Here is a 20,509-nt window from a genome sequence, read left to right as displayed (position 1 = left end):
GTTTCACATCATCTAACTCGTTACGTATGTCGATCCAGCGGTCACGTCCAGTGCAGCCAGTCGAACAGGAGTCGGATGAGCAGCCCATTTCGTGATGCCGCTGCAGTGACGCTCGACGCGTCTCACCGCGTCGGGCACACTCACGCGTCGGACGCGCCTGTCAGCGGGCGCTTTCACCCGCCCTCTGCAATCAAGGGACTGGTTCCACGTCCCCGGTTGCACCAGAAACTCACCGCGTCCACCACTACCGAGGGCTCGGGACCCGGGTCCGTCGGGCTGCTTTCTGCACCGGCCGGAGCGGGAAAGACCCTGCTGCTGGCGAATTGGGCTCGTGAGTATTCGCGGGCGTCCCCTGACGTGGACCTCGCCTGGCTGACGTTGGCCGAGCGCGACAACAACGTGTCGGTGCTGTGCGAATCCCTCGCCGAGGCCATCTCGACGCCTCTCGACCCGGCCGGTCACGCGCCCACCGGCCAAGGGTTCCCGGCACAGGCGGGATCGAGACGACCCGTCGAACAGTGGCTCGCGCACTTCGCGGAAACCGTCGAAGCTCACGATCGCCGAACGACGCTGATCCTCGACGACGTTCACACACTTCACGATCCGATGTCGATCGGTCTTCTCGACCAGATACTCACGCACACCCCGGACAATCTGTCGATCATCGTCGCTGCTCGATACGAACCTCCGCTCACCTGGCATCGTCTCGCGCTCGATGGCCGACTCACTCGCTTCGCATCCACCGATCTCGCCTTCGACCGCACCGAGATCACTGCGATGTTCGGCGAATACGACATCGCCCTCGGCGACGACGAGCTCGCAATCGTCGAGAACTTCACCAAGGGGTGGGGCGCTGTTGTTCGCCTGACCGCAGCGTTCCTGGCAGGCCGGAGCGACATCGGTGATGCATTGAACGAGTTCACCCATACGCCGCGCCCGATCGCCGACTTCCTCGTCGACGAGGTCCTGACATCCTTGCCCGAGCATGTCACGACATTCATGTTGCGGACATCCGTCGTCGATTCGTTCTCTGCTCAACTCGCAGAAACGTTGACCGATTCGAATGCGCGGTCCGAGATCGACGCTCTGATTCAATACAACTTCCCCGTGACGCGGACCGACTCCGCTGACCACACCACGTGGTTCAGCTACCACCCCCTTCTCCTCGAACACCTCCGCGCAGAGTTCCGTCGGGTCGATCACGAGGAGAGAAATCGCGCGCACCTTCGAGCAGCAACCTGGTTCGAGAGTCGTCACTTCGAACTCGAGGCGCTCGAACTCGAGGTGTCGATCGGCGACCCGTGCCGCATCCTCGCTTTTCTCGCGCGCTGCGGACTGGGCCTCGTACTCGACGGGCACAGCGGAGACGTCGTCCGAGTGCTCGAATCCGCACCGACGCAGGTCTCCGAATCTCCGATCACCCGCCTGGTCCTGGCTGCGGCCGCCCTCCATTCCGGTGACATGACCTCTGCGACAACGTGCCTCGACCTTCTCGAGGCAACTCATCCGCCTATTGCGGACGAGCCACTGTTCCTGGCGATGAGTCTGGAAATCTCCTGCGCTTCGCCAACTTCCGACAACAAACCATTGGTTTCGCGCCTGGTGCGGCGCCAGAACAGCACTCACTCGGATGTCGAAGCCTACGCTCACCTCGAGGTAGCGACGGCCCTCCTACTCAAACGCGAGTTCGACAGGGCAACTGTCGAATACACCCAGGCGGTCGCGCTCGGAACACTACGAGGCAGGTCGCGATTCGTACTGAAGGCACTGACCGGGCTAGGATTTGTCGCCTCACTCAGCGGGGACATCGAGGCGATGAGGGCACACTCCACCTACGCCATCGACTACGCGGTCGAACACCGAATCACAACGACGGCGGAGTACGAGTTGTCCGCGTCCGTGGTGGCCTTCGCTGCATATCTCTGCGCCACCAGCGAACTTCCGTACCGCATACCGACTATCGGAAACTACCGGAGCACAGATGTTCTCGGCGCCAGCGTCCCGGCATTCGGGTGGCACACCGTCGTCACGTTCGGGCTCCACAGTCTCGGCGACGCGGCCGATCGACGGTCGACCGCTGCCGACGTCCGCGATGCGATGCTCAGCGCGATCGCACTGCGCACCTTCTCATTGGCGACTCTTGCCCTACTCCCACCGGTCGTGAACGCATGCCTGTCGGTCGGCGAAGTGGAATGGGCGGGCCGACTCGTGCGCGATGCGGCTGATCAGTTCGGCGAGACTTCCGAGATACACCTGGCGCGAGCTGCCGTGGCTTTCTCGTCCAACAAGTTCGCAGAAGCACTCGTCGAGGTTTCCGAAGCCCTCGGATCCACCGAAGAGCCTGTGCTCGCCCACACCGTCTACGCCTGGACACTCGAGGCTGGGATCCACGCTGCCACCGGTCACGAGCGCAAGTCGTTTCGTTCGCTGCACAAAGCCCTGCGAGCCGCAGAAACCGGTGGGCTGTTGCGACCTTTCCTCGACTACGGCGCGTCACTGCGTCCGATCTTCGACGAGTTCAGTGGGCACTTCGGCGATCAGGAGGCTTTTGCCGAACAGGTACGCAACCGCATTCGTCCACAAGAGCTGGTGAGTGCACCGATCCTCACACCGGGCGAATACACCGTGCTGCGCGAACTGGCCTCGGGAGACACCACCGAGTCGATCGCCGACACGCTGTTCCTGTCCGTCAACACCATCAAGACGCATCTACGCGGGATCTATCGGAAGTTGGAAGTAAGTAACCGACGCGACGCACTCAAGGCTGCGCGTCGCGGCGGACTCATCTGAGCAAGACTGCTTCCATGCCCCCGAAGCTGTACTCCGATACGCGCGATCGAATGACCGTCTGGGCGAGACGCACACCAAGCCGACGGTTGGCTACCGACGCGACGATCGACGTCTTCGAAGTCGGACTCGTCGACAGCGCCATGACTTTGGCAGCCCAGGCGTTCACGTCCTTGCTGCCGGTGATGATCGCAGCGTCCACCCTGGAAAAGTTGAAGCCCTTGGCCGATGTCGCCAGAGACGACCTCGGGGTGCAGCTTCCCGACGCCGTGATGACCGACACCTCCACTGCGGCCGCGTTCGGCATTGTCGGCCTGCTCATGCTGTTGATCAGTTCCACGTCCTACGCTCGCGCCCTTGGCCGGATGTACGGACGAATCTGGAGTGTGCCGACAGCGACACTTCGCCAGGCATGGCGGTGGATCGCGGTCGTGTTCGTCGTCGCCGCGTCAGTGGTCGGTGCTGCGCTGTGCCGCGAACTGAATGCCGTTCCGAGAGTGGGCAGTCTCCTGGAATTTGTTGCGGTCTACGCAGTGTGGGCACTGGTCTGGACTGCCGTGCCCATGCTGTTGACCGCCAATCGCATGACCACTCGTATGTGTGTCGGGTCCGGCTTGCTCACTGCGACGGGTCTGACCGGACTGCACGTGGCCGGCACTCTGTTTCTGCCGCGGATGACCAAGACGTCTCAGGACGAGTTCGGCCTTCTCGGCGTGATGTTCACCGTGATCGGGTGGCTGTTCATCTTCTCTGCCATCGTGGTGGTCGCGTCGTCGATCGTCGGATCGGTCGCAAAAGATGCGGGGCCACTGGGAATCTGGCTGCGGACCTCACGCTGAAGTGTTGTCCCGACCCTCGAGGGCCTGCGAGACGGTCGGATAGACGTCGACCTTCAGCGCACCCTCGTCAGCCCCGGACAAGACATCGCGGAACTGACCGATGTCGCGGGCCACCCGGAAGCTCACATTCTTGCGAGCCAACGAATCTCGAAGCTGAGCCAACATCTGGGCCGCGCTGACGTCGATGAACGGTGAAGTCTCGGCGTCGAGAATGACCGTCGTGGTCCCGGTGGTCACCATGCCGGTGATCTGATCACGCACGTGATCGGCATTCGCGAAGAAGAGTCCGGATTCGACCCTGACCACCACGACGCCGTCGAGTCTCCTCAGATCAGGATGGCTGCTCGTGTCGACCCAACGCGTGCCGTCCTTGGCCAGAGCGGCCACGTGCGGTTTGGAGACTCGATACAGGAGCAGCAGCATCGAGACGACAATTCCGATGATCAGACCGGGCAAGGTATCGAACAGGAGAACTCCGAACATCGCCGCGACAGCGGCGGCGAAATCGGCCCGAGCGGCGTGCCCGTAGATGCTGCCCAATCGCTTCGTCCAGACCCGGTACAGCGCTGCGAGAGAAGAGAAATCCACTAGTTCGATCACTGCGGCGATGACCACCGCCGATAGTGTCGCTTCCGGTAGTTTCTCGAACAACCCAGTCAGGAACAGCAGTGTCAGCAGCGTCAATGCGGCGACCACCAACCCGCTGACCTGTGATTTGGCACCCGCTCCCCCGTTGACAGCCGTCTTCGAGAGGCTGCCGTTGACCACCATTCCCGAGCAGATGCCCGATCCGAGATTGGCGGCCCCCAGTCCTACCAGTTCCCGATTGGCGTCGATCGTGTATCCGGCCTTCGCCGCGTATGTCTTTGCAGCGCCGAGACCTTCGGCGAACCCGATGAGTAGAACACCGACGGCCGGCCCCACTAGGTCGAGGTAGTCCTCGGCTCCTACTCCACTCGGCAGGCCCATAGTCGGCAAGCCCGAATCGATGTGTCCCACGATGTCGATGCCACGGTCATCGAGTCCGAACAGCGCCACTGCGGTAATCCCCAGTAGCACAACCAGAAGCGAACCTGGCACCAGCGGGAGCCATCGCTTGACTCCCAGAACCATTGCCAAGCTGAGCAATCCGATGACCACCGTCGGACCGTCGACCTCGCCAAGTTCCTTGATCACCGTCCACGCCTGGACGAAGAAGTTCCCCTCGCCCTTGTCCACGCCCAGGAGTTTGGGTACTTGACCGATGATGATCGTGAGCGCCAAACCGACTATGAATCCCTTGAGAACCGGCTCGGAGATGAAGGATGCGATGAATCCGAGGCGCATGAACCCTGCGAGCAATCCGACGAGTCCGGTCACGATCGCGAGCCCGACCGACAACGCGACAAATCTGGTGTCGTCTCCTGACGCCAGTGGAGCGATCATCGCTGCGGACAACGCGGCAGTGGCCGACATCGGTCCGACGATCAGATGCCGCGAACTACCAGCTGCTGCATACAGAATCAGTGACGGAACTGCAGCGTAGAGCCCGACCACCGGCGGAACTCCGGCGATGGTGGCGTACGCGAGCGCTTCCGGGACAAGGACAGCCCACACCGTGAGGCCCGCGATGATGTCTGGGCGAAGCCAGCCTCGCTGATAGTCGGACAGTGATCCGAAGACCCACCACGTCCGTGTGTGCGGAGCACTCATAGCCCTTGCACCCCTTTACTGATCTGCATCGCCGCGATCAGGACGAGGAGCCCGACGTTCAGCAAGTGCGTGTTGGTGGCTATCCAGGTGCGGATCTTCTGCAGCGGTTCGGTGGCCTCCTCCTTCTTGATCAGGAGAAGGGCGACCGGCACGGCGACCGAGGTCACGGACACCAGAGAAAAGATCACGGCCGAGACGATCTGCGACGTCGGCGCCACGGTGCTGAGGCGAAAGTTCATGGCAGCGGCAATCGCACAGGACATGTCGATGGGATTGAGAACGAACAGCGCGAACCCGAGTACACCCGATCGCATCGGCTGGAAGTGTTCCACCGACTGGAGCATTTTCGGCAGTTGAGGCGCGGCCGCGACAACATCTCCCGGAGCCACTGCAGCCGCCATCGCCTGTACTCCGCGCCGACTACGCGTGTAGACGAACCAGGCACCCGCGAGCAACGTCACGCCGAGAACGAGGTGGAGGATGGGCACCCACAGGGGTGGGTGTGTTCTCTGATGAACTTGGAGTGCGGTCAAGATGATGTACGACCCGGCCAGGGCGACAACTATTCCGAGATACCACCCGATCAGATACGCGATGCTGTTGAGACGCGCTCGTTCGGAAAAGAGCACGGCGACAACGGCGACAACCGCCAGCGGGCTCATGATGATACCGAGTGCCAGCGGGATCTGTTGCAGTAGCAGCGATCCCATAACTACCTCCCGTTGTCAGAGACCGCCGATGCCCTTACCGATGAGAACAACACCGATAACCAGGATCAACACACTCATCACAGTGGCGTTGTTGTCCTGCAACCACACCTTCAGCTTGGCCAGCGGACCGCGCAGTCGCTCCGCGGCAACGAGGTAACCGATCACGGGCACGCACACTGTCGAGGCAGCGATGACGGTGAAAACCAGAACCGCGACGACTACTTCACCGGAGCCCAATGACGCAGAGCCGATCGAGATTCCAGCCGCGATACACATCATCAGATTCTTCGGATTGATCGCTGCCAGCGCGAAGCCCAAGCCGATGCCCTTGGCAGCGGTCATGTCGTCGATGGCTTGCATCCACTTCGGGGTTTCATGCTCGCCACCGCGCCCACGCCATTGCTTCACTCCGAACGCAAGTAGCAACACACCCAACGCCAGCTTGATCCACGACACCGTCGCAGAGGGATCGCCTTCGGAGTCGCCGAGCTTGCTGGACAGGAGCACGAAGATCACAGTGGCGACAACTATTCCGAGTATCCAGCCCAGGGCGAATCCGACGCTGGTGCTACCGGCTCGCTTGGACAACAACATCAAGATCGCCGCGATGATCGGGATGGGCGATACCGCAACACCGACCGCTAAGGGTAGAAGATCCCCGATGACAGATCCCATGCCGACCTCTTCTCTCTCCCGGTCGACACTAGGGGTGACGTTCTTTCGCAGCCTCACACAAAAGGGATGAATGGAGCCGCGATGACATTCACCCGTTGGGGATGACGCCTCGGAAGCGTGTGGGAGCAAGACTGGATCTCACGGATACGGAGTCCTGGATCGAGCGGCGACGCCGATTGCCCCTGACGACACGTGATTTCGAGGCTCGACGCGGTACTGACCGAACCTCATGGCCCTACGAAATGGAGCGGACACTGATGAATGCTCCCACTCGGTATCAATTCCTCATCGACGGCGAAGTGTCGGACCGCGTCAAAGCGGCGTTTCCCGAACTCAGCGTTGCCAGTGCCGCCGGCGGATTCACCAGTTTGTACGGGCCCGTCGCGGATCACACTGCTATGCGAAGCATCATGGCCCGCCTCGATTCCCTCGGCTTGACCGTTGCCGAACTGCGAAGGCTCCCAGACTGATCCGAACAGAATGATCCGATCCGCCCCTCCGTCGGGTCGTCCCCCGCGCACGAGCGATGGTCCCGACCGAGTCGATTCGGTCGGGACCAACTGCTCTCGAGTCGTTCGGCGCCTAGACTCTGACTGTGTCCCAGGTCGCGACGGCCCAGATCACAACGACGTCGAGCGCGATGACCAGGATCGACCACAGCGGGTAGTACGGCATCCACAAGAAGTTGGCGATGATCGAGAGCGACGCAATAACTATTGCCGCCGCCCTGGCCCACACTGCACCGGTGAAGAGGCCGAGAGCCACCACGATTCCGATGATGCCCAAGATGATGTGGATCCAGCCCCACGTCGTGATGTCGAACTTGTACGTGTAGTTGATACCCACGACAAACAGATTGTTGTCGGCGACCGCCGCAATGCCCTGAAGCAGAGCGACAATGCCTGCGGTGAGCAGCAGAATTGCTGCTGCAAACGTCGTACCTACCGCGAAACCCTGCCGGACAGGGTGATTCGCGGGTTCCCGCGGTGGAGCAGTCATCAGCGTTCCTTTCGACAGAATGCACTTCCCATACTCAGTCTCGAGGGGCTGGGAAGCGAAAACATCACCCGTCGCGGATGAACCGCAGGTCACCGACCCGTACCCGCTTGCCGGCGTCGCAAACCAACATTGGCAAACTGGCACTGTGCAACACACCGTGGTCGTGATCACCGATATCTACGCTCCACCGGCAGTGATCTTCGATCTCGAACTCGACATGGACGAACACTCCGCCTCGCTCCACGCAACAGATGAGGTGGCAGTCACGAGTACGGGTAGATCGACGCTGGGAGAGGGCGACGAGGTGTCGTTCACTGCTCGGCATTTCGGGTGGAGATTCTCGATGACAAGCCGAATCACGCAGTACAACCGTCCGTACTCGTTCACAGACGAGCAGGTCCGCGGCCCGTTTGCCGCAATGCAACACGAGCACGTCTTCGACGATCAGCCGGGTGGGTGGACGCGGATGCATGACCGCTTCACGGTTACGGCCCCTTTCGGCGCGCTCGGACACCTGGCACTGAGGTTGGCTGTCGGCCCGTATCTGCGCCGTCTTCTCGAGCAACGCGCGGCGCACATCAAGACCCGCGCAGAAGGTGGCACCCCTTTCATCGAGTGAGCACCCGCTCCGACGCGCTGCAGACGGTGTTCACTCAACTGAACCTGTGCTCACTCAGCAGCAGTCACACTCGTCACCGCTCTCGGGCACCGTCACAACCGGGCAGCACGGATCACCCTTCCACGCGTTGATGCCTTCCTTCACTGCGATGACGGCGATCACCAGTGCCGCAATCGGGTCCGCCCACGACCAGCCGAGCACCGAGTTGAGCAGCAAACCGACCAGCAAGACCGCAGAAAGGTAGGTGCAGAGCAGCGTCTGCTTCGAATCCGCGACCGCCGAAAGCGAACCCAACTCCCTACCTGCTCGGCGTTGCACATAGGACAGGGCCGGCATGATCGCCAAACTCACTGCAGCCAATACTATTCCGACGCTCGTGTGCTGCGCTTCACCCAGACCGAACAGCGACCGAATCGCGTCGAACGAGACGTACGCAGCGAGCCCGAAGAACGAGAATGCGATCACTCGCAGTGCCGTCTTCTCACGGCTCGTCGGATCCGGGGCCGAGAACTGCCAGGCAACCGCTGCCGCCGAGGACACTTCGATCACGGAATCGAGGCCGAAACCGAACAGTGCTGCGGACGACACCCGCGTGCCCTCCGCCAGCGCGATGATCGCTTCGACGACGTTGTAGCTGATGGTGATCGCCACGAAGATGCGAATTCGTCTCGACAAGAGCGCACGCCGGGCAGTCGAGAGGCCGCCACCGTCAACGGGCGCGACCATCAGCAGCATCCTTCTGATTCACTGTCCGGGCAGTACGACGGATCCACCGCGAGTACGACCCCGAGCAGGTCGTCGAGGGCCTGACCGATATGTGCGTCGGCGAGTTCGTATCTGGTCCGGCGCCCTTCCGGGACGGCCACTACCAAGCCACAACCGCGCAGACAGGCCAGATGATTGGACAGCTTCTGCCTGGTCACAGCCAGTGTTTCAGCGAGGTCGGACGGGTACCGAGGGGCAGTTTTCAGTTCGAGCAGTATCCGTGTCCGAGTCTCGTCGGACAAGGCATGCCCGAACCTCGCAAGCACCGCCACGTTGGTCACCACATCTACGCCCTCGATATCCATACATACGACAGTACATCGAAATCTGTATTCAGAAAACAGTGAACTCAGATGGTTCAAGATCCTGCCAGCGGGTAACGCAAGCGTGAAGCCACCCGACCGGGTAAGCGAACACCGGGAGCCCACATCCGATGAACCGTACAAAAGTCGACGATCACGTAGCGATGGCCGAACTACCGACAACCGGCAGCATCTTCCAGGCCTCCTGGCCGGTGCGTACGGGCGACATCCACACCGACAAGCAACTGCGCCTCGACGCGATCGCGCGCTACCTCCAAGACGCGGGCTTCGACAATCTCGTCGACCGCGGCGCCATGGATACACACCCGCTGTGGATGGTGCGAAGGACGGTGATCGACGTACTCGAACCCGTCGTCTGGCCGGATCGAGTTCATCTGCAGCGCTGGTGTTCCGGACTCTCCAGCAAGTGGTGTTCGATGCGGGTTCGGATCAGGTCCGACAGCGGTGGATTGATCGAGACCGAGGCATTCTGGATCAACATCGACCCGAAAACCGGAATGCCGGCAACCATCAGTGAAAAGTTCACCGCTGCCCTGGCATCGACGGCCGTGGACGAGCATCTTCACTGGCGTCGGTGGATCGACCCCGACACCGACAATCAGGTGGATTCTCCATTCCCGTTGCGCTCGAGCGATTTCGACCCTTTCGATCACGTGAACAACGCAATCTACTGGCAACCCGTGGAAGATGCACTGCCCGAAAAATTACGAAGCGAACCCTTTCGCGCGATCCTCGAGTACACCCAGCCCATCAAGAGAGGTGAGCAGGTGAGCGTGCGAACCGGCACGAACACGCTGCACATCGACGCCGGCGGCGAGGCACGTGCATCCGCTCGATGGTTTGCCCTGACCTCGAACCACAGCGATCAGGGGTGAAGTTTTCCGAACCCCACGACGGCGGAGTCGGATTGCCAGTGAAGATCATGGACTCGCACCTTGCCGAACTCGTTGCCGCCGACCGTGATCGCCGAGTCACCGTCCACTGCCACAACGATGTTGGTGTGCTGACCTACCCATCTCGAACTGTCGTAGATCACCACATCACCCACGCTCGGGATGTACCCGCTGCCGTTCTCGGCGTACGCGCCGATCCCCTGGTAGTACTCCTGCAAGGTGTACACCCCCGGGATACGCCAGCTTCCGGAGTTCGGGTTCGACAACGGTCTACCCGCTTCCCTCATGATCCAGCTGACAAAATCGGCGCACCATTCTTCGTCGATACCGTCGGAATAGAAAGTGCCCGGACGGTCCCGCTCGTGCTCGGATTGCAGCAGTTCGAGCACTCGAGCCTGGTCCGCAGTCACCGAACTGGCGTCGACCGTCGGGAACTCGGCAGTGTCCCAGGGCAGATACCGCGAAGGCGCGACCGCGACGACAACCGCCCCGACCACGATCACGACGCCGAGCACCCCGGCAATCCAGAGCAAGATACGGCGGCGACGGTTGGATTCGGCAGGACTCACCCTTACGAGTGTGCCAGCCTGCCGAGAATCGAAACGCCAACCACCCCGATGACCTGGCACTTCTCATCAAACTCACACGAATGTGCCACCAAACTATTGCTATGGCACCAAAGTGGTGCCATAGTGATGCCATGGACTTGACACCGTACGTAGACAACCTTCGCCACGAACTCGCGGTGGCGGCCGAAGCAGGCGGAGAAGACGCAAAGGCCCTCGCCGATCGTTTGACCGCACCGCTGGAATCAGCAGTGCGACTCACCCTTCTCGACGCATTGTCTGCGGCAGCCGCCGAGATCACGCGTGACCTCGCCCCAGGCTCGGTGGACCTGCGCCTACGGGGACGCGAACCCGAATTCGTGGTGGCACCAGCCATCAGCGAACCGGCTCCGGCCCCCGCCGAAGAGGAACCGACTCCGGCTCCGCGCCCCGTCACGGAGTCCGACGACGCCTCGATGACTCGAATCAACCTGAGGCTGGGGCAAGACCTCAAAGACCGGATCGAGGCGGCGGCCAAGGAAGCCGGGATCTCCGTGAACGCGTGGCTGGTTCGCTCGGCTGCAACTGCGCTGGAAGGCGGCATGAGCAGAAGCACTCCGAGACAGCGCACGTCCCAAGGCTCCGAAAGCTTCAGCGGCTGGGTGCACTGACACCGGCTTCACCTTTCGCTCGACCCTCTATCACCAACCGAGACAACCTCATCGGGAGTATCACCATGCCTACATTCAGCACACCTGACCCCATCACCTTGAACTTCGACGTGGCAGTCGGACACATCCGGATCGCTGCGAGCAGCCGCAACGACACTGTCGTGGAAGTGTTGCCCAGCAACTCGTCTCGCGAGGTAGACGTTCGAGTCGCCGAACAAACGCGCGTCGAATTCGCAGGTGGCCGGCTACAGATCAAGACTCCGAAACAGCGCGGACTCGGCATTTTCGGGAAGACAGGATCTGTCGACATTGCCGTTCAGCTTCCCTCCGGCTCGGAACTCGAAGGCACTGCAGCAGTTGCCAGCCTTCGCGCCGAAGGCACTCTCGGACGCTCACGCGTGAAGGTCTCGGCCGGTGATTGCACACTGGACACCACCGGACCGCTCAACGTCAGCACCGGCGCCGGAGCGATCATCGTCGAGCATGTGGCCGGTGACATCGACACGAGCACCGGGTCCGGAAGCATCCGCATCGGCCGCGTCGACGGCAACGCGGAGGTCAAGAATTCCAACGGCGACATCAACATCGGCACGATCACCGGCGCGCTGAAGGCGAAGACCGCCAACGGAAGCGTCGCCGTCGAACACGCCGAATCCGACGCGAGCGCCGCAACCGCCAACGGCGACATCCGTTTCGAGACCATCGAGAGTGGAGTCGTATCCGCCAAGACGGCCGCCGGGCGAATCCATATCGGCGTTCGATCCGGAACCGCCGCACGATTCGACGCTCATACGTCCTTCGGCCGTGTCGACAACCAGATGAATGCCACGCACGGTCCGGCTTCCACCGAACGCCGGGTAGACGTCCGGGCACAAACCAGCTACGGCGACATCGTCATTCGACGTTCGGAGCCCCGAGAAGAATCCAACAAGAAGATCTAGCGAAAGGAACGCTGATGTCCCGTAAACCAGCCATCACCGCGACGGGTCTGAAGAAGGCCTACGACGACAAGACGGTACTGGACGGAATCGACATCTCCGTCGACCGCGGAACCGTCTTTGCACTCCTCGGCCCCAACGGCGCCGGCAAGACCACCATCGTGGAAATCCTCTCGACCCTCGTTCCCGCAGACGGCGGCGACATCCGCATCGCCGGGTACAACCCTTCCGACGATCCTGACGCGGTGCGTTCGCGCATCGGTGTCACCGGACAATTCTCGGCGGTAGACGACTACCTGTCCGGCGAGGAAAACCTTCTCCTCATGGCCGATCTTCACCACCTCGGCAAGGACGAACGCCGCACTCGCACTGACGAACTCCTGGAGATGTTCGATCTGCAGGGCTCCGCGGACAAACTCGCGTCGACGTACTCGGGCGGAATGCGCCGACGGCTCGACCTGGCAATGACGTTGATCGGACGACCGGAGATCATCTTCCTGGACGAGCCCACCACCGGCCTCGATCCCCGGAGTCGACGCACCATGTGGCAGATCATCCGGGAGTTGGTCAAGGGCGGTGTCACCATCTTCCTCACGACGCAGTACCTCGAGGAAGCCGATCAACTGGCCGACCACATCGCCGTCCTCGATCAGGGACGGATAGTCGCCCAAGGTACGGCAGCGGAACTCAAACGACACATCCCCGGCGGCCACATTCGACTTCACTTCATCGATCGAGACCAACTCGACTCTGCTGCTGCTGTTTTCGACGAGTCTACCCGTGACGATGCCGCGTATGTTCTGCAGGTTCCCAGCGACGGCGGTGTCCGCTCGCTGCGCTCTCTTCTCGACCAACTCGACGCTCACTCGATCGACGTCAAGGAACTCTCCGTGCACACACCGGACCTGGACGACGTGTTCCTGACTCTGACCGCCACCGAAAGGACCGACGCGCGATGACCACCATGACGCTTGCCTATCAGGACTCGAAAACCATGCTGCGTCGCAGCATTCGACACATCCTTCGATATCCGTCGATGACGGTGATGCTTGTCGGGATGCCAGTCGTCTTCCTGCTGCTGTTCGTCTACGTGCTCGGCGGAACGCTCGGGAACGGCCTCGGCCCAGGCGGTGGCGGTCGAGCCGAGTATGTCAATTACGTTGCACCGGCGATTATTCTGATGACTGTGGCATCAGCGGCACAAGGTACTGCCATCTCCGTCGCAACCGATATGACCGCGGGGATCATTGCACGATTCCGCACGATGGCGATCACGCGCACGTCCGTCCTGACCGGTCACGTTCTCGGCAGTCTCCTTCAGACGATCGTGAGCCTCATTGTAGTCATCGCCGTGGCGATAGCCGTCGGCTTCCGGCCTACTGCAGGCTTCGTGGAGTGGGTCGCCGCGTTTGCTCTACTCATCCTGGTCTCCATCGCGATGATCTGGTTGTCCGTTGCCTTCGGCCTCGTCAGCAAGAGCGTCGAGACGGCCAGTAATCTTCCAATGGTGTTGATCCTCTTACCTTTCCTGGGAAGCGGATTTGTCCCCACCGACTCGATGCCGACCGTCTTGCGATGGTTTGCCGAGTATCAGCCGTTCACTCCGATCATCGAGACTCTTCGAGGACTTCTTCTCGGCGAAGCGATCGGGAACAACGCCATACTCGCGATCGGATGGTGCGTCGCAATCACCTTCCTCTCCTACCTCTGGGCGCGGAGTTTGTTCAATCGACGCCCGGTGCGCTGACCTCGAAACACACGATCTTCGAGAACAGGTACGGTGTCGCTGTCGTCGAGTTCCGAGGCGATGGCGACGTCGTGTGGAAACCCCATGACGATCAACTCGCGTCCTGAGGCACAGTCCCGCAGGCGGTCCTCGTACGAATCCGACACCGCTGTCCAGGCATCCGCCGCCATCTGTGCCTCGGGCGACAGGGAACCTTCCCAACCAGCCGCGGTCAACGCCGTGACAACCCCGCCGGCGCCCCACAGATCCTCCACTGCAGGACGCAACTCTCCACCGGGCCACTTCTCCCCGGATGCGACTATCGCAACCCGCGATCCCGGACCATGTTCGTGCACAATCCAATCAGCGACAGCGGAAGCGTTCCTCAATGAAGCGCCGACACACACCGCAACCTCGGACGCCAACGCAAACGCAATGGTCGACCCGTTCGGCGACGGCAGTACCAGCCGACTCGGCACCTCCGCCTCGCGAATCGTCTTGGGAGACAGACTGATCTGTCCCTCCCTGGCCACACTCCGTCGTACTGCAAGAACCGCATCGGCATCGCGCGCGTAATCGACCGCCCTCTCGTCGTTCCAGGAAAAGGGAAGTACGTCGATTCCCGCGTCGGCGGCGACGCTCAGCGTCGTCGTGAACGAGAGGACATCTACCACCACTGCCACATCGACGCCGACAGCAATTGCTTCGGCGCCGCGCAGGCCCCAGTCGAATCGAAGTCCGTACTCGAGTTGGCGATGCTCCGGATTCATCGCACCAGCATCTCAGAAACGAATCAGGTTGTCCGGCACGCACAAATCCTCGTGCTCGTACAGCGCTCGCACGGCAACTGGATCGTCGCCGGCGCACACCTCGGCTATATCGTCGAGCAGTAGGTCGTAGTCGGCGCCGGTCTTTCCGTCGTAGGCGTCCGTCATACGACCCCACTCGTCCCACGGCAGGGTTTCGACCTTGTTCATCGCGGCAAGATCCTTCACTGCGTTGCCGCGGATCTCGGCCGGCCCCCAGTTCTGGGTGCCGTACACCCCGAACTGGGACCCGTCGATCTCGCCGCGTCGATACGCCAGCCACGCCTCACCACCACTGAGGAATTCTCCCGGCTGCAGGTTATGGGCGTGAGGAAGGACGTTCTGTCCGAGGATCTCCGAGTCGATGCGGATCCACCGCTTGCCGGCGTCGTCCCAGTACTCGGTAATCCAGTGGTCCACGCCCTGTCCCGGTTGAAAGTAGGTGGCAAAACCACAGCGGACGCGAGCGGCAATTCCGCGGTGGCGCAGAAACGCACAACTCAAAACAGCAAAGTGCCGACAGGTTCCGACGAGCCGCTTGTCGGGTTCTCGGGCGGAGGTCACCGGTGCCGGATCGAGCGCAAGCAAGCGTTGGAGCAGAACGCTTGCCGGCCGGATCTGGTTTTCGTCGAATCGGTCGGCAGGCAGATTCAGCGACCGTGCATCGGTGGGTTGGACCACCAGGTATGGCACTACCCGGCATATTTGCACGGGGTCGGTGGGGAGCGACTCGAGGGCGAGCGGGTCCACTCCGTCGATGCGGGTGAACGGTCCTGCTGATGTGTAGTCGAGAACCGCCGTCATGGGCGGAGACTAACAAACACTGCCGACACTGCCGCTCCACTATGGTTAGGGTCCCATAACCATGAAACCCGAGGTTGCTGTGAACCCAATGTTGAGCCGCCGTGCCATGCTGTCCGTCACCTTCGCCACAGCGGCAGGTTTTGCCCTTGCTGCCTGCGGCGACAGCGCGAAGGACGAATCCACTCCCGGCACCGAAGGTGCTCACGCCGAGGCCAACGCCTTCCCAGTGACGATCGACCACAAGTTCGGCTCCACCACCATCGGGCAGGCACCCAGCCGCATCGCAGCGGTCGGTATCGGCGACGCAGACGTTCTGCTTTCCCTCGGGCTGACTCCCGTCCTGGTCCCGGTGTGGAAGGGATCGACCGACGACGGAATCGGCGTCTGGGCCGACTCGGCAGTCCAGGGCGCCGAGCCGACACCACTGGCCAACGCCACCACCGATTTCGACATCGAAACGATCGTGGCAGCAGCGCCTGACCTGATCATCGCCGTCAACAACGCGATCGACGAGGATCTGTACAAGCAGCTCAGCGCCATCGCGCCGACTGTGCTTCACGCCGCCGATCAGACGGATTGGGTTCTGCCCTGGCAGGAAGTCACGACCCGCATCGGTACGGCTGTGGGCGTTCCCGCGCAGGCAAAGCAGGAGGTCCAGGAAGTCGAAGACCTCATCGTTCGCACCCGCGCGGAGAACCCCCAGTTCGAAGGCAAGACAGCAGCTCTCGTCATTCGCTGGAGCGACGGAAATCTGCGAGCGTTCAGCCCCGAGGCAGCGCGCGCTCAGCTGCTCACGCAATTGGGATTCACGGCTCCTGCCGCACTGAAGGATCGGTTCGCGGGCAAGCTGAACTACGAGATCTCCGCCGAGAACTACGACCTCCTCGAGTGCGACTACCTGCTCTTCGACAACTACGAAAAGGCTCGCCCCGAGATGGAGACGCAGCCGGCGTTCACCAATCTGAACGTGGTCAAGACCGGCGGCCTGATCAGCTTGGACCCCATCGTCAGTGACGCGGTGTCCATGCCGAACCCGCTCACCATTCCGTTTGTGCTGGAAGATTTTGTAGCAAAGATCAATCAGACGATCGCGGGTCGATAACCTTCGTTCGACCGGACCACACCCACAACACCACAGCCGACACGGCCACGCAGACCGAAACGATCACCCATGGTGACGCCGGCGCTGCGTGGCCGTTGTCGACTAGGTCGTACACGAATCCGACTCCCACGGTTCCCAGGAGCGCGAGCAGACCGCCGATCGTGTTGAGCATGCCGAAGTGCGCTCCGAGGTTGCTTTCACGACCGAGGATGGCAATGGTGTCTCGCATCGGCGGCACCATCAACATCTGTCCCAGGTGCAGCAGCCCGATCCACACCGCCAGACCGACTATCTGCGTCGACGCCGAAGCTACGAATTCGACGCCGGTGACCAGCGGAACCAGGAACGACACCGAAATGAGCACAAGCCCGAAGGTGATCGCGCGTCGATGCCCGATGCGGTGGGCAACCGCGACCGTCGGTCCCTGCCCGACGATCACCAACACCGCTGCACCCACGTAGAACCATCCCAGCGCCGACTGTGAACCGATACCGCGCTCGAGCTGTTCCGGCAGCATCAGGTACAGCTGGCTGTACGCAACCAGCTGAAAACTGCAGAGCGTCGCGAAGAGCAGAAAGTTGTTGTTGGTCAGCACGCTTCGCCAGACGTCGCGCAGCGTATAGGTCGACACCGGGCCGTCGTGGGCATCGCCCGGCCGCGGGAACCAGACGAAGAACCCGACCCACATGATCGCGAACAGCAACGCCGCGCTCGACGCCGTCCACGAGAACGGAAACATCAACAGAGCAGCACCCAATGCCGGACCGATCACGGTTCCCAGACGACTGCACATCTGTTCCACTGCAAACAGATCCGTACGACGCATGACTCCTGAGGTCTCGAGTTCGCGTCCGTATTCGGCGTTGGCCGACTCCACTGCTGGCGCGAACAGAGCCGCGGCGAACCCGACCAGAAGCACACCGACGATCACCGCCGCCATACTCTCGGCCAATCCGAGCATCAGGAAGCCGACCACGCGAACTGCGATGCCCAGCAGGATGATCGGACGCTTGCCGAACCTGTCGGCGAGGCTTCCACCGATGAAGAACATGCCCTGCTGACTGAACATCCGGAGTCCGAGGACCAGGCCGACAATCCAGGCCGCGAATCCGAGGTCCTCCGAAAGGTGCACCGCGAGAAAGGGGACAACCAGATAGAACCCGATGTTGAACAGCACCATCGAAAGTAGGAGCAACTTCACCACCGGCGGCAGGACACGAACCTTCGCGAAGGTCTTGTTACCGGGGAAACGCTCACTGAGTACCACGACCAGAAGACTATTGCCCGCGCGGCGTTCTGTGGAAATCTGCCATTTTGCAATTGGTTAACTGTCCGTTTAGGTAGCGATGGTAATCATCTTCCGGGGGTTCGAGCACACGACAACGAGAGCCGGGATCTGATGAATGGATTGACGCGCCGCCAGATGGTCAAGGCGATGGCGGTAGCCGCAGGGACAGTCACCGCAAGCGCATTTACCTTGGGTGCCAATACCTCCGTCGCGGGGGCGAACCCCGCGCAGGAGGTCAAAGTGCTCTCCCTCAATACCTGGCACGGCGGAACCAAGATCAACGGTGGCCTGCAGCTGATCGCCGACATGATCATCTCGACCCAGGCGTCGATAGTTCTCCTGTCGGAAGCCGGCACTGCGACAACTGTATTGGCCGACATGCTGACCAAATCAGGAACCACCTTCTACGGAGCAGCGTCCTCCGACGTGGGGATTCTCTCCAAGTTTCCGATCGAGGAAACAGCCGACCTGAACTCGATGATCAAGGCAGTCGTGACGGTCGACGGCAAACAAATCGCTGCTTACTCGGCACATCTGGCCTACACGTCCTACGCAACCTATCTACCGCGCGGATACGGCGCGGGTGTTCCCAAGCCTGGAGAGTTCTCCGAGTTCGGCTGGAACAAGATGCCGTCCGGTCCGATCACGGACCCCGAGACGGTTCAGCGTGTGAACGTCAATTCGAGACGACCCCTGGCAATTTCGACGTTCATCGACGATGCGGCCGCAGAACGGGCGAAGGGCAGGTCCGTCATCCTCGGCGGCGATTTCAACGAACCGTCGGCCCTGGACTGGACCGACGGCACGCGAAATCTGTTCGACCACAACGGTGTCGTCATTCCGTGGGAATCCACTCGTCTGCTCGACCAAGCCGGATTTGTCGATGCATACCGCAGCAAGTACCCGAACCCGGCTACACACCCGGGCTTCACCTGGCCGTCCGACAATCCCGACGTCGACACCTCACAGCTCACCTGGGCACCCGAGGCAGACGAACGCGATCGGATCGACTACATCTTCGCCGACCGCGCTTCCGACCTGAAGTTGGGATCTGTGGGAATCATCGGACCCCGAAAGACGATCGTGCACAACAAAAGAGTGGAGGAGAACTCCCAGGACAACTTCATCGCTTCACCGACGCCGTGGCCGACCGATCACAAGGCCGTTCTTGCGACGTATCGTTTTGCCAGCTTCGGCGGCGGATCATCTACCGGTTCGTGGAGCGGTTCCTGACAGGGCATCTCGTAGCCAGTCGATCATCATCGGCGTCAACTCGGGCAGCTTGGTCACTGCGCAGTGCCCCGCATCCGGGATGATGTGTACCTGCGTGTTCGGGCGCTCTTCGAAGAGTGTTGTGTCCGAGAGCGGGATGTGAACGTCGTCGGCCCCGTTGACCACAAGCATCGGGGTCCGGCCGTCGTCGGCGGTCATCAAGACACTGCGATCGAACGCACGGAGACCCTGTACCAGCGCCTCTTTGGTTGCCGGGGCATCGAAACCCAGTGCGTTTCCGACGATGTCGCCCATGCCGTAGACCAGGCGCTCGGCATTCGCGGTCTCGAACGCACCCTTGACCGGGGCGCCGATGTTGATCACCGCATCGACGGCGCCGGTCAACCCCGAGCGCACGGCGAAGTTGCCGCCGAAGGAGACTCCCAGGTGCGCCACCTGCCCGTTGCCGAGAGCGCGAGCCGTCGATACGAGCCCGTCGATCACCTCGTCGCCGAAAGCATCGAGAGGAACGGGTGATTCACCAGTTCCCGGCTGATCGAAAGCAACAACCGTCACCCCGGCGTTCGTCGCGAACGCGCTGGCCAACGGATGCATGTCCATCTTCCAGCCGTCGACGCCTCCGCTGAGCAACAGGACGGGTGCGTCTTCGTACCGTCCGTCCGCCGAGAGGATGTGTACCGGTAGCTCGATCTCGCCGTTTCGGTAGGGCAGGGCGAGGATTCGACGCTCGAACTCGAGCCCGAATCCTGGTGCTGCCTTGACGTATTCGTCCACCTGATTGCGCAGAGCCCGTCGACGGGATTCGTTGGCCAGCACCGGGAACTTGGCGATTCCGTAGATCATCGCTGCCAGGGAATGATTGCCGGCCGCGGAGTACTTCGCCGCCAACGCCGACCACTCGTACGACCAACCACCCGGCGCGTCGGCCCAGGTCGAGTTGATGGACGCGCGCAGTTCCTCGAGATCCGAGACGGGGAGCCCGAAGCTCAGAAACTGTCCTGTGCGCTCTTCGAAGAGGCCTCGGTGATCGACAGGAAATTCGTATGACATGGGAAAACACCCCTCAATTCATCTCTAACGCAACGATCAGTTGC

Annotated in this window: 22 protein-coding genes; 11 read left to right on the top strand and 11 right to left on the bottom strand. The window is 61.5% G+C overall.

Annotated elements, in window-relative coordinates; translation table 11 throughout:
- Positions 1-75 precede the first annotated feature (75 nt).
- Positions 76-2,790, top strand: a complete 2,715-nt coding sequence (locus tag QM596_RS01530) for a winged helix-turn-helix domain-containing protein (protein ID WP_283307904.1) — start codon at positions 76-78, stop codon at positions 2,788-2,790.
- A 14-nt stretch (positions 2,791-2,804) separates the two neighbouring features.
- Positions 2,805-3,626 (top strand): hypothetical protein, encoded by an 822-nt coding sequence (locus QM596_RS01525; RefSeq protein ID WP_020909552.1) that lies wholly within the window; start codon positions 2,805-2,807, stop codon positions 3,624-3,626.
- Here QM596_RS01525 and QM596_RS01520 read toward each other — a convergent pair.
- From QM596_RS01520 to QM596_RS01510, 3 genes are read right to left on the bottom strand one after another with little or no spacing between them, the layout of a single operon-like run.
- Positions 3,618-5,318: a SulP family inorganic anion transporter gene (locus QM596_RS01520; protein WP_069145376.1), complete on the bottom strand. Its 1,701-nt coding sequence runs from the start codon at positions 5,316-5,318 to the stop codon at positions 3,618-3,620. The two genes, QM596_RS01525 and QM596_RS01520, sit on opposite strands and share 9 nt — an antisense overlap.
- A complete protein-coding gene (locus tag QM596_RS01515; RefSeq protein WP_019745851.1) occupies positions 5,315-6,028 on the bottom strand; it encodes a GAP family protein in 714 nt (237 codons plus the stop codon). The genes QM596_RS01520 and QM596_RS01515 overlap by 4 nt, the downstream gene beginning before the upstream one ends.
- 15 nt (positions 6,029-6,043) lie before the next feature.
- Entirely contained in the window at positions 6,044-6,703 is a 660-nt protein-coding gene (locus QM596_RS01510) for a GAP family protein (RefSeq protein ID WP_020971194.1), read from the bottom strand.
- 257 nt (positions 6,704-6,960) lie between these two features.
- Here QM596_RS01510 and QM596_RS01505 point away from each other — a divergent pair, with 257 nt between their 5' ends.
- Positions 6,961-7,173, top strand: a complete 213-nt coding sequence (locus tag QM596_RS01505; protein ID WP_078377385.1) for a DUF8691 family protein — start codon at positions 6,961-6,963, stop codon at positions 7,171-7,173.
- 112 nt (positions 7,174-7,285) lie between these two features.
- Here the strand turns inward: QM596_RS01505 and QM596_RS01500 are convergent, their stop codons facing one another.
- On the bottom strand, positions 7,286-7,702 hold the full coding sequence (locus tag QM596_RS01500) for a DUF7144 family membrane protein (protein ID WP_283307900.1): 417 nt from the start codon (positions 7,700-7,702) through the stop codon (positions 7,286-7,288).
- 145 nt (positions 7,703-7,847) lie between these two features.
- On the opposite strand from QM596_RS01500, the gene QM596_RS01495 reads away from it, so the two are divergent.
- Complete coding sequence (locus QM596_RS01495) at positions 7,848-8,321, top strand: SRPBCC family protein (protein ID WP_229756690.1); 474 nt, start codon at positions 7,848-7,850, stop codon at positions 8,319-8,321.
- Between the two features lie 54 nt (positions 8,322-8,375).
- Here QM596_RS01495 and QM596_RS01490 read toward each other — a convergent pair whose 3' ends face one another.
- Positions 8,376-9,056 (bottom strand): cation efflux transmembrane domain-containing protein, encoded by a 681-nt coding sequence (locus tag QM596_RS01490; RefSeq protein WP_283307898.1) that lies wholly within the window; start codon positions 9,054-9,056, stop codon positions 8,376-8,378.
- The gene (locus QM596_RS01485; RefSeq protein WP_003943224.1) at positions 9,047-9,391 is read right to left on the bottom strand and encodes an ArsR/SmtB family transcription factor; all 345 of its coding nucleotides are present in this window, start codon (positions 9,389-9,391) and stop codon (positions 9,047-9,049) included. Before QM596_RS01485 ends, QM596_RS01490 begins: the two co-directional genes overlap by 10 nt.
- A 128-nt stretch (positions 9,392-9,519) precedes the next feature.
- On the opposite strand from QM596_RS01485, the gene QM596_RS01480 reads away from it, so the two are divergent.
- On the top strand, positions 9,520-10,284 hold the full coding sequence (locus tag QM596_RS01480) for an acyl-[acyl-carrier-protein] thioesterase (RefSeq protein WP_021345931.1): 765 nt from the start codon (positions 9,520-9,522) through the stop codon (positions 10,282-10,284).
- On the opposite strand, the gene QM596_RS01475 is transcribed toward QM596_RS01480, so the two are convergent.
- A complete protein-coding gene (locus tag QM596_RS01475) occupies positions 10,275-10,871 on the bottom strand; it encodes a CHAP domain-containing protein (protein WP_283307896.1) in 597 nt (198 codons plus the stop codon). The two genes, QM596_RS01480 and QM596_RS01475, sit on opposite strands and share 10 nt — an antisense overlap.
- A gap of 131 nt (positions 10,872-11,002) precedes the next feature.
- Here QM596_RS01475 and QM596_RS01470 point away from each other — a divergent pair, with 131 nt between their 5' ends.
- From QM596_RS01470 to QM596_RS01455, 4 genes are all read left to right on the top strand, one after another.
- Positions 11,003-11,518 carry a toxin-antitoxin system HicB family antitoxin gene (locus QM596_RS01470; protein WP_029256566.1) on the top strand — a complete coding sequence of 172 codons (516 nt, stop codon included), beginning with the start codon at positions 11,003-11,005 and terminating at the stop codon, positions 11,516-11,518.
- Positions 11,519-11,583: 65 nt separating this feature from the next.
- Positions 11,584-12,459, top strand: a complete 876-nt coding sequence (locus QM596_RS01465) for a DUF4097 family beta strand repeat-containing protein (RefSeq protein WP_020909560.1) — start codon at positions 11,584-11,586, stop codon at positions 12,457-12,459.
- Between the two features lie 14 nt (positions 12,460-12,473).
- Positions 12,474-13,415, top strand: a complete 942-nt coding sequence (locus tag QM596_RS01460) for an ATP-binding cassette domain-containing protein (protein ID WP_070385049.1) — start codon at positions 12,474-12,476, stop codon at positions 13,413-13,415.
- The gene (locus tag QM596_RS01455) at positions 13,412-14,203 is read left to right on the top strand and encodes an ABC transporter permease (RefSeq protein WP_070385050.1); all 792 of its coding nucleotides are present in this window, start codon (positions 13,412-13,414) and stop codon (positions 14,201-14,203) included. The genes QM596_RS01460 and QM596_RS01455 overlap by 4 nt, the downstream gene beginning before the upstream one ends.
- Here QM596_RS01455 and QM596_RS01450 read toward each other — a convergent pair.
- Positions 14,158-14,952: a 2-phosphosulfolactate phosphatase gene (locus tag QM596_RS01450; protein WP_021333360.1), complete on the bottom strand. Its 795-nt coding sequence runs from the start codon at positions 14,950-14,952 to the stop codon at positions 14,158-14,160. The genes QM596_RS01455 and QM596_RS01450 overlap by 46 nt on opposite strands.
- A gap of 12 nt (positions 14,953-14,964) precedes the next feature.
- Complete coding sequence (locus QM596_RS01445) at positions 14,965-15,792, bottom strand: transglutaminase-like domain-containing protein (RefSeq protein ID WP_070385051.1); 828 nt, start codon at positions 15,790-15,792, stop codon at positions 14,965-14,967.
- An 88-nt stretch (positions 15,793-15,880) separates the two neighbouring features.
- On the opposite strand from QM596_RS01445, the gene QM596_RS01440 reads away from it, so the two are divergent.
- Positions 15,881-16,894: an ABC transporter substrate-binding protein gene (locus QM596_RS01440; protein ID WP_225989364.1), complete on the top strand. Its 1,014-nt coding sequence runs from the start codon at positions 15,881-15,883 to the stop codon at positions 16,892-16,894.
- On the opposite strand, the gene QM596_RS01435 is transcribed toward QM596_RS01440, so the two are convergent.
- A complete protein-coding gene (locus QM596_RS01435) occupies positions 16,869-18,161 on the bottom strand; it encodes an MFS transporter (protein ID WP_211918491.1) in 1,293 nt (430 codons plus the stop codon). The genes QM596_RS01440 and QM596_RS01435 overlap by 26 nt on opposite strands.
- A 132-nt stretch (positions 18,162-18,293) precedes the next feature.
- On the opposite strand from QM596_RS01435, the gene QM596_RS01430 reads away from it, so the two are divergent.
- The gene (locus QM596_RS01430; protein ID WP_283307893.1) at positions 18,294-19,415 is read left to right on the top strand and encodes an endonuclease/exonuclease/phosphatase family protein; all 1,122 of its coding nucleotides are present in this window, start codon (positions 18,294-18,296) and stop codon (positions 19,413-19,415) included.
- Here QM596_RS01430 and QM596_RS01425 read toward each other — a convergent pair.
- Complete coding sequence (locus QM596_RS01425) at positions 19,386-20,465, bottom strand: alpha/beta fold hydrolase (RefSeq protein WP_283307892.1); 1,080 nt, start codon at positions 20,463-20,465, stop codon at positions 19,386-19,388. The two genes, QM596_RS01430 and QM596_RS01425, sit on opposite strands and share 30 nt — an antisense overlap.
- Positions 20,466-20,509: the final 44 nt, after the last annotated feature.

Source organism: Rhodococcus sp. IEGM 1406, assembly GCF_030056745.1.
Classification (GTDB): Bacteria; Actinomycetota; Actinomycetes; order Mycobacteriales; family Mycobacteriaceae; genus Rhodococcus_F; species Rhodococcus_F erythropolis.
Note: the sequence above shows the minus strand (reverse complement) of the source record. Positions and strands in the feature narration are given on the sequence as shown.